Source organism: Myxococcus llanfairpwllgwyngyllgogerychwyrndrobwllllantysiliogogogochensis (assembly GCF_006636215.1).
Lineage (GTDB): Bacteria > Myxococcota > Myxococcia > Myxococcales > Myxococcaceae > Myxococcus > Myxococcus llanfairpwllgwyngyllgogerychwyrndrobwllllantysiliogogogochensis.
On sequence record NZ_VIFM01000783.1, the window covers coordinates 1 to 441 of the forward strand.

Annotated in this window: 1 protein-coding gene; it reads right to left on the reverse strand. The window is 64.6% G+C overall.

Annotated elements, in window-relative coordinates:
* On the reverse strand, positions 1 to 441 hold a 441-nt coding region (locus FJV41_RS55850; protein ID WP_368773787.1), incomplete at both ends, for a branched-chain amino acid ABC transporter permease.

Here is a 441-nt window from a genome sequence, read left to right on the forward strand (position 1 = left end):
GAAGTCGAAGGTGCCGTAGTTCATGGTCACCAGCACGCCGGCCAGACCGGCCATCGCCGCGCCGATGACAAACACCAGGGAGATCACCCGGTCGGTATTGATGCCAAGGATCGCCGCCATGCGCCGGTCCTGCTGGGTGGCGCGGCAGATGCGCCCCAGCCGGGTATACTGAATAATCCAGGTCAGGATAAGCATCCCCACCAGCGCCGCGACGAGAATAAACACCTTGGTCCAGGTGATCTGCACCACCCCATCGCCCACCGTCATGCGCAACGCGCCGCTAAGCAGCGTCGGGATCCCCTGCTGGTTCGGCCCCTGGCTCAGCTGGACATAGTTCTGCAGGATCAGCGACATCCCGATAGCCGAGATCAGCGGCGCCAGCCGCGTCGAGTTGCGCAGCGGCCGGTAGGCGATGCGCTCGATCGCCCAGCCGTATACGCC